Raw genomic sequence first — 7,536 nt, forward strand, 5'->3', positions numbered from 1 at the left:
ACGAATGTTTAATTTGTCCTTTTTATAGCCTAAAGCTCACTAATTAATCTCTTTTTTAATAAGATATAAAAATTACTATATTTTGTTGAAGAGGAGTCGGCGTTATGGATGTATGCGTAATTGGAGCAGGATATGTTGGTTTGACAACCTCAACAGTGCTAGCAAACTATGGACATCAAGTTTTTTGTGTAGAAAAACAAAAAGAAAAGGTTGAGATGTTGAAAACAGGAGAAGTTCCTATATATGAACCAGGACTAGACACGATGCTTGTGTCGAGTATAGAAGCAGGAAATTTGGCCTTTACAGATGATTTAGCTAAGGCAGTGAAAAAGAGCTCGATTATTTTTATTGCAGTTGGAACCCCTCAAAACTCAGACGGATCAGCTAATCTCCGTTTTTTTGAAGAAGTTATTAATGAGTTATCTCCTCTTATAGATACGTATAAGATTATCATCACCAAAAGTACAGTCCCTCTTGGAACGAATGAAGCTTTACATGGAAAGCTACTCGAAAAAGGTGTATCCCCTGAAAATTTTGATGTCGTGTCTAATCCTGAATTTCTGCGTGAAGGAACAGCAATTTCTGACATGCTCCATCCAGATAAAATTGTCATAGGAGTAAAAAGTCATACACCAATTCAAATCCTTCAAAAATTGTATCACTTCATACATGCTCCCTATATGATAACAAGCTTAACTGGTGCAGAAATGATTAAATATGCATCTAATGCTTTTTTAGCAGTCAAGATCTCCTTTATTAATGAATTGGCAAAAATTAGTGAAGCCTACAATGTTGATATTACCGATGTGGCTTTAGGAATAGGAATGGACCCAAGAATCGGACATCATTTCTTACAAGCTGGATTAGGTTATGGGGGCTCTTGTTTTCCAAAAGATTTAGCTGCGTTAGAGCATCAATCATTAAAAATGAATGTGACTCCTCACATTTTGCAAGCTGCTCAGTTGATCAATAATAGTTTAATAGATTCCTATCTGGACAAAATCGAAAAAGAAATTCCAAGATATAGAGAGATGAAGATAACCGTTTGGGGAGCCTCATTTAAACCGAATACAGACGACACTCGTCATTCTCAAGCGGTAAAGTTAATTGAGAGACTTACAAAAGAAGGGTGCGAGGTTCATATATATGACCCTGTCGTCTTCCTGAAAGTCGAAAATACAACGTCATACAAGGACATGTATGAGTCAATTGAACAATCCGATTTGCTAATAATCGCAACTGAGTGGCATCAATTTATCGAAGCAGATTGGACGATTGTAAAGGAGAAAATGTATGGTGATCAAGTGGTAGATTGTCGAAATTGCATTCAGCCCTATACGTTGAAACGGCATGGGTTGAAATATATTGGGGTGGCGAGACCATGAAAATTCTAGTAACAGGTGCAGCGGGATTTATCGGTTCAACTCTATGTGAGGTGTTACTCGAAGACCCTAAGGTTAAGGTAGTTGGAATTGATGCCTTCATTGGACCTACTTCAGAACAAATAACAAGAAGAAACATTCAATCACTTTTGACACATCCTCGCTTTTCATTCTTTGAAGAAAATTTACTAGATATAGAATGGGGAGCATATCTGCAAGGAATTGACTATGTTTATCATTTAGCTGGAATACCTGGCGTTCGTTCAAGTTGGGGACCAGAATTTCAAAGTTATGTAAAGAATAATATTGACGTAACACAACGACTATTAGAAGCAAGCAAGCATTTTCCATTGAAGAAATTTATTTATTCATCGACATCTTCTGTTTATGGTGAAAAAGTCGGTAAAGTTACGGAAGATGCCGTACCAGAACCGTTATCACCATACGGAATTACTAAATTGACAGGGGAATACTTATGTCATGTCTATCGAAAAAGCTTCGGGGTTCCGACTGTCATACTAAGGTATTTTACCGTCTATGGTCCAAGACAACGTAGTGACATGGCATTTCATAAATTTATTAAAAGTTTGCTCGAGCAGAAACCCATTTATATTTATGGTGACGGGCAACAAACGCGTGATTTTACGTATATTCGTGATTGTGCTGTTGCAACAGCTTCTGTGATACATGCTACAGGAGTTATAGGTGAAACGATAAATATAGGTGGGAAGGAACGAGCATCTGTATTAGATGTAATCACTATCTTAGAGACTCTCCTTAATCAGAAAGCGAACGTAAAATTTGTATCAAAGGCAATTGGTGAGCCAATGCATACGTGGGCCGATATTTCAAAAGCTGAAATGTACTTAAATTACAAACCAAATGTCATTTTAAAAAGTGGACTTGAAAACGAATTTAAGTATTTGCAAACGATCTACAAAGATTTGTGAGTGTTAACATTATTAGAGAGAAAAAGAAAAAGCCTTACTAATAAAAAGGCTTTTTCTTTCGTGGATCGTATTGTATGATACTACAGTTTCGTCATGCTACTGAATATAAAAACTATGAGCGATTAATTTGCGTTTCCGTTTAGATTCTACTTGGGTAAATAACTTAGCTGTTGTTATATCGTTAATTGCATATACGAACTCTTTCGGAGGCTCTGGCTTTTTAGGTTGAAGTTGTGCTTTTATTAATTGCTCAAAATCTGTTACTACTTTTTTAACGATACTATTTATTTCATCATCTTCTTCATCAACTGTTTTTTGATTAAGGGCAGAAAGGAGAGACTCAATAATGCTATATTTGTTTTTGATTTCAGACATGAGAATTGCTTTTATTTTTTCTTCTTTGGTCATTGGAGGCTTCTGCATGGTTTCAGGCTGTGAAGCAAGTTCAGTACTCAAATCTTCTTCAGTAAGCTCTACTGTCGTCTCATGAGCGTTGAGTTCATCCAAAGGAGTCTTGATTACTTGATTGACTATTCTAGCTATCAATTCTTCGTCTGATTCGGAAGCGGCAACTGATTGTTTTTCAGTTTCTTCAACAAGCTCTTGATTTGTTTGTACTTCTGCAGGTATTTCTTCGTTTTCATCTTCTTTTGCAATCGTTACAGCAATATTGTTTTTTAATTTGTATTCTACTTCATTCCACACATCATGAATGTCGGATATCACGCGATCCCAGGTGAAGTTTTCTTCAGCCATCTTTCTACCTTGTAGACCTAACTTTTTACTAAGTTTTGGGTCAGATAAAAGGGGAGCTAGTAGATCAACAAATGCTTGAGGGTCTTCTGGTTGTTCAACTACGAAACCGTTAACATTGGGAGTGATTACTTCAGGATTGCCTCCACGCGCTGTCGTAATAATCGGTAGTCCTGAGGCCATTGCTTCATAGTGAACTCTTGCTAGTGGCTCTTGCCATTGAGAAGGGCAAACAAACACATCGGCAGCAGCAAACCATTTTTGAATTTCACTAGGCGCTACAAATCCTGTGTTGATGACTGGAATTGGCAAACGGGCAGCAAGTGCACGTACATAAGCGACATAATCACTAACTTCATTCACACTAAACCATTTACTTCCTACTAAAACAAGGGCAATGTCTGAGTGTTTCTTTGCTAGCTCAGGCATTGCTTTGACGAGAATGTCTGCCCCTTTATTAGCGGAAAGGCGACCAGCAAATAAGATTACTTTTTTCCCTTGCAGGTTGTGTTCTTTACGAATTTCTTCACGCATGTTTTGAGCTTGGCTGGAATGAGGAGGGACGAATCGGTCAATATCCACACCAGAATAAATGGTTTTTAGTTTAGGAGCAGCTTGAGGAAATAAGTCTGCGATTGTTTTTCCGATATAATCACTTACCGTTATGATTTTATCAAGTTGCTCAATTGCCGCTTCCGCTTCTTCTGGTTCAATTTTCTCACGTTTAAACATATCATTATGCATACTCAAAACAAGTCTGGCTTTTGGTGCATGTTCACGTACTGCTAGAACTAAACGCGGTCTATTAAAAATATGAATCACATCATAGGATTCTGGATCAGATTGTAAAAATTGTTTAACACCATCACGGTAGTCTTCTAGTAGCCCACCTGGAGTACGTACATAACGAATGTTGTTTACTTTTTCATCAAGTGGCAAAGAGGGGTCTGTTGTTCCAAGGATGGTTATGTCATGTTTCGTACTTAGTGCGGATGAGACACCATCGATATATGTTTGAATAGCTCCGCCACGTACTGCAGGAACGGGAAGTTTTTCCGTACAAATCATTAGGATTTTCATTTGGAGATGACTCCTTTCCATTGCTTCAGCTCTTCGATCGCAGGCCATTTAGATTTGTCTGTTTCTGCGATTCTATTGCAAAGAGCTTCTACTTCATTGTCTAAAAAGACGGTTGGTTCATATACCAATTCTTTTATATTTTTGTAAAATTCATTTGGGAGAGACATATCAATTAAAAGGATTTCATACAGTTCATCCTCGATTGGATTCGCTTCATGATATGCTTCAATCATTCCTTTCATATACTCAACATCCCAAACACCCATATCGTCCATTTGACCAGTAATAAGCTTTCGTAAATCTCTAATTGGCAAATCATAGGCAACTCCATCTAAATCAATAATCCACATACCATCAGGTCCCATTTGTCCGTTTGACCAACCATAATCTTGGTGAACTAATCCCCATGCGGTATTCCCTCTAGCAACTAAATTATAATAAGCGGATTGTTCAAGTTGGCTTAAGGCGTTACGTGCTTGTTCTTCAAACATATCAACATGAGTGAGAATCGCTTGACTAGCGGGCATTTCAGGATAAACCGTAGCAATGTTGCGAAACCATGACATTTTTTTCAATACTTTTTCATATGACTTTGGCCAACGATAAAGACGTGAGGGGTTTTCTGAACCTTTTGGTGGTACGTATCCTTTCGTTAAATGATGAAATTCACCAAGTGCGTGACAAAGTAATTTTGCCCCTTCTATATCATTCGCAACTTGGTACAGTGGCTCAATCCATTCTGCAACAAACCAAAGTTTTCCACCCATCTCAATATAATTTTCTCCGTTTTTAGTTTGAAAGAGCGGAGGAACTTTTGCTTGCTTTTCTTTTACCAAATATTCTTGGGCACCTAAGGAAAATTGACTTCTCCCAGGTCTTCTGTGCAAGATCTTTAAACTGTAAGGCCCTTTGTCCGTTTCCATTTTCCAAATTAATCCGCCTTTATCAGCTTTCGTTGTTACTACTTCAAGATTACTAACAGATAAGTCATAATGAGTTAGAACTTTCTGAGCCATTTCCTCTATATATGCAGGTACATAAAAATCGTCTTCGAGGGTACCATCTATATCCCAAGGTACAATAAGTTCTTCTGACATTTTTCCCCCTCCATTACTGTATAGTCTTTAATAACATATTCACAAAGGGAATCGAGCGTGTAGTTAAGCACCTAGATTTTAGACAAAAAACGATAATGCCGTCGGGAAGGAATGAAGTTCTAATGATCTAGTAAAAAAAGACTGTTTATTTATTTATAAGGAATATTATTCCAATAATTCATTTAAAAAGTTCTGAATTTATTAAAATAATCTATCTTTTTCTCCTGATCTAATTGACTAAGTAGGAAAGGTAGCATATATTTTTAGTAATAAATATGAAAATAAAGGTATGATAGCTAATGGTTATGAAAGAAGTGATCACTTCACAAACATTTAGTTCAATTGAGAATGAAGAACAGTTTATTTCCAACGTTGATCCCGAATCTTATTTAGCTAGAGTATCATTAGAGTACTTCGTTATTAATAGTAAATCTAATTTAGTTGAAAAGTTAATAGATAGGCTTCTAACAAGTTCAAGCGAAGAAAGCAAAGAATGGGCAGAAGTGTATCAGATTGATCACCTCGTATACAAGCAGAAAATGAATTTGATTGAAGCGACACAGCAATTGACGTATAAAAAAGTTATTTCGCCAGAACTTGCAACGTTAATTAAGATTTTTCAACTGTACAATTATGCGAGCCTGAAAAAGTTCGATATGATCGCTTCATTGAGCGAACTAGTAAAAGTGGAAATAGGCATGTTAAATGATGGATATATGAAGACATCTTTACTTTGCCGTTATAAGATCACCATGCAAAATGTTTATTTGCATTTAAATAAGGTGAAGAACTCAAGGGATTGTGGATCAGAGCTTTTGGAGATTGCATTAACACCAACTATGAAAGCCGTCGCTTTATTAAGTCTAGGGAACTCCTATATTATAGATGATATGCAAAAAGCTATTGACTACTTTGTTGAATCGGTAAGTATATCTGAACAGATCGGTCATGAAATGCTAATTGCTGATGCACAGAGTAGTATGAATTTCACTTATTGTTATTGGGATAAGCCTGACAAAATATGTAGTGAAGTTTTGAATACAGATAGTTTAAGTAATACACAAGGGTATGCTTATTATTTAATAAAAAGTAATAAGAAAGATGAAGCTCTCACATTATTAGATAGTATTGAAATTAAGATCGACAGTGATTATTTGAAAGCATTTGATCAATACTATCGAGGTTTGATTTCAGGAGATTCTACATTTTTCAGAGGGTCTATTATGTATTTTGAAATTGCAGGAGATTTTTATTATCGACAACTTCCTTTACACGAATTAAAGTAATATGTTACATACGCATCAAAGGAGGTGATTGCATGAAAAAACTAATTCTAGGCTTTTTGATAATTGTTACATTAGCATTTGCTAGTCCGAACACAGAAATATCTAATCCAAGTGATACTATTCGAGTGAACAGTGTACCTTTTGAAGTTGCTAACCCAAGTGATACTATCAGAGTCAACTCAACCAACGAGGCCTATTAAACTGACCAAGAGTACCTCTACATACTGTCATGAAATAATCCATCTTTCGTTAGATGGGTTATTTTTTGTACTACATATGAAAAATTATTTTGTGATACAGATTTAAGCTGAAATTTCAATTCTTGATTCCATCTAGTTAAACAATTAAGATAGAATAAAGTTTAGTATGGAAGAGGGTAAGGGAATATGCATATACCTAAATATCCAATGGATTTCAATGATAGCATCAGGAGCAAGAAGACAACAGAAGATGTTTTGAATTCTAAAGTCAATCAAGAAATTGAAAGCATGATTGCCTTTATGAAGGAAAATAACACAAACAACCATTCCGTTTCATTTGAAGATGTATTAATTATTATTGATCGTATTTATGAAGATGATGATAGTTATTTTGAGATTTCTGTTGCCAAACAACACAGTCGTGGAATTGTAAGATGAAACAAATAGGGGAGAAGTTGACATTTCCCCCCTTCGTTGGTTTGGTATTTAAGAATGAATAGATTGTATTATTTCCAAGGCAAGCGCAAGAATTGCTAAAAAAAGACAAAATTTTCTGTTTTTATTGTTGGTACCTATTTTTATTTCAAAGCATGAAAAATACCAAGCATTTGACAACATACTATGGAAAAGGGCAGAAATTATATGTTGATTATTAATGTTTTTAATAAATGCTTGAGTTTTAGCATTAATTTTACATTTTCTATAATATTACACTAGTGTTGCATTAAATTAGACTAACTATTAAAAATACTCAAAATGTTCAATAAAGTTATTTTGTGCAAAGAAAA

Annotated in this window: 7 protein-coding genes; 5 read left to right on the forward strand and 2 right to left on the reverse strand. The window is 35.6% G+C overall.

Features of this window, described 5'->3' with window-relative positions; all coding sequences use genetic code 11:
* Window positions 1–104 precede the first annotated feature (104 nt).
* Window positions 105–1,385: a UDP-glucose dehydrogenase family protein gene (locus SLH51_RS21360; protein WP_335963551.1), complete on the forward strand. Its 1,281-nt coding sequence runs from the start codon at window positions 105–107 to the stop codon at window positions 1,383–1,385.
* Window positions 1,382–2,332 carry an NAD-dependent epimerase/dehydratase family protein gene (locus tag SLH51_RS21365; RefSeq protein WP_335963552.1) on the forward strand — a complete coding sequence of 317 codons (951 nt, stop codon included), beginning with the start codon at window positions 1,382–1,384 and terminating at the stop codon, window positions 2,330–2,332. The genes SLH51_RS21360 and SLH51_RS21365 overlap by 4 nt, the downstream gene beginning before the upstream one ends.
* 96 nt (window positions 2,333–2,428) lie before the next feature.
* Here SLH51_RS21365 and SLH51_RS21370 read toward each other — a convergent pair whose 3' ends face one another.
* Together SLH51_RS21370 and SLH51_RS21375 are read right to left on the reverse strand one after the other, a co-directional pair.
* The gene (locus SLH51_RS21370; RefSeq protein WP_335963553.1) at window positions 2,429–4,165 is read right to left on the reverse strand and encodes a glycosyltransferase family 4 protein; all 1,737 of its coding nucleotides are present in this window, start codon (window positions 4,163–4,165) and stop codon (window positions 2,429–2,431) included.
* On the reverse strand, window positions 4,162–5,262 hold the full coding sequence (locus SLH51_RS21375; RefSeq protein WP_335963554.1) for a CotS family spore coat protein: 1,101 nt from the start codon (window positions 5,260–5,262) through the stop codon (window positions 4,162–4,164). Before SLH51_RS21375 ends, SLH51_RS21370 begins: the two co-directional genes overlap by 4 nt.
* A 299-nt stretch (window positions 5,263–5,561) precedes the next feature.
* Here SLH51_RS21375 and SLH51_RS21380 point away from each other — a divergent pair, with 299 nt between their 5' ends.
* The 3 genes from SLH51_RS21380 to SLH51_RS21390 all read left to right on the forward strand — a co-directional run bounded on the left by SLH51_RS21380 (window position 5,562) and on the right by SLH51_RS21390 (window position 7,186).
* Complete coding sequence (locus SLH51_RS21380; RefSeq protein WP_335963555.1) at window positions 5,562–6,548, forward strand: AimR family lysis-lysogeny pheromone receptor; 987 nt, start codon at window positions 5,562–5,564, stop codon at window positions 6,546–6,548.
* Between the two features lie 32 nt (window positions 6,549–6,580).
* Window positions 6,581–6,748 carry a hypothetical protein gene (locus tag SLH51_RS21385; RefSeq protein WP_335963556.1) on the forward strand — a complete coding sequence of 56 codons (168 nt, stop codon included), beginning with the start codon at window positions 6,581–6,583 and terminating at the stop codon, window positions 6,746–6,748.
* A gap of 186 nt (window positions 6,749–6,934) precedes the next feature.
* A complete protein-coding gene (locus SLH51_RS21390; protein ID WP_335963557.1) occupies window positions 6,935–7,186 on the forward strand; it encodes a hypothetical protein in 252 nt (83 codons plus the stop codon).
* Window positions 7,187–7,536: the final 350 nt, after the last annotated feature.

Source organism: Halalkalibacter kiskunsagensis (assembly GCF_037027555.1).
In the GTDB taxonomy this organism is placed as follows: Bacteria; Bacillota; Bacilli; order Bacillales; family Bacillaceae_D; genus Halalkalibacter; species Halalkalibacter kiskunsagensis.

Coding starts and splice junctions, on each gene's coding strand:
- SLH51_RS21360 (WP_335963551.1), top strand. CDS start 105: ATGGATGTATGCGTAATTGGAGCAGGATATGTTGGTTTGACAACCTCA.
- SLH51_RS21365 (WP_335963552.1), top strand. CDS start 1,382: ATGAAAATTCTAGTAACAGGTGCAGCGGGATTTATCGGTTCAACTCTA.
- SLH51_RS21370 (WP_335963553.1), bottom strand. CDS start 4,165: ATGAAAATCCTAATGATTTGTACGGAAAAACTTCCCGTTCCTGCAGTA.
- SLH51_RS21375 (WP_335963554.1), bottom strand. CDS start 5,262: ATGTCAGAAGAACTTATTGTACCTTGGGATATAGATGGTACCCTCGAA.
- SLH51_RS21380 (WP_335963555.1), top strand. CDS start 5,562: ATGGTTATGAAAGAAGTGATCACTTCACAAACATTTAGTTCAATTGAG.
- SLH51_RS21385 (WP_335963556.1), top strand. CDS start 6,581: ATGAAAAAACTAATTCTAGGCTTTTTGATAATTGTTACATTAGCATTT.
- SLH51_RS21390 (WP_335963557.1), top strand. CDS start 6,935: ATGCATATACCTAAATATCCAATGGATTTCAATGATAGCATCAGGAGC.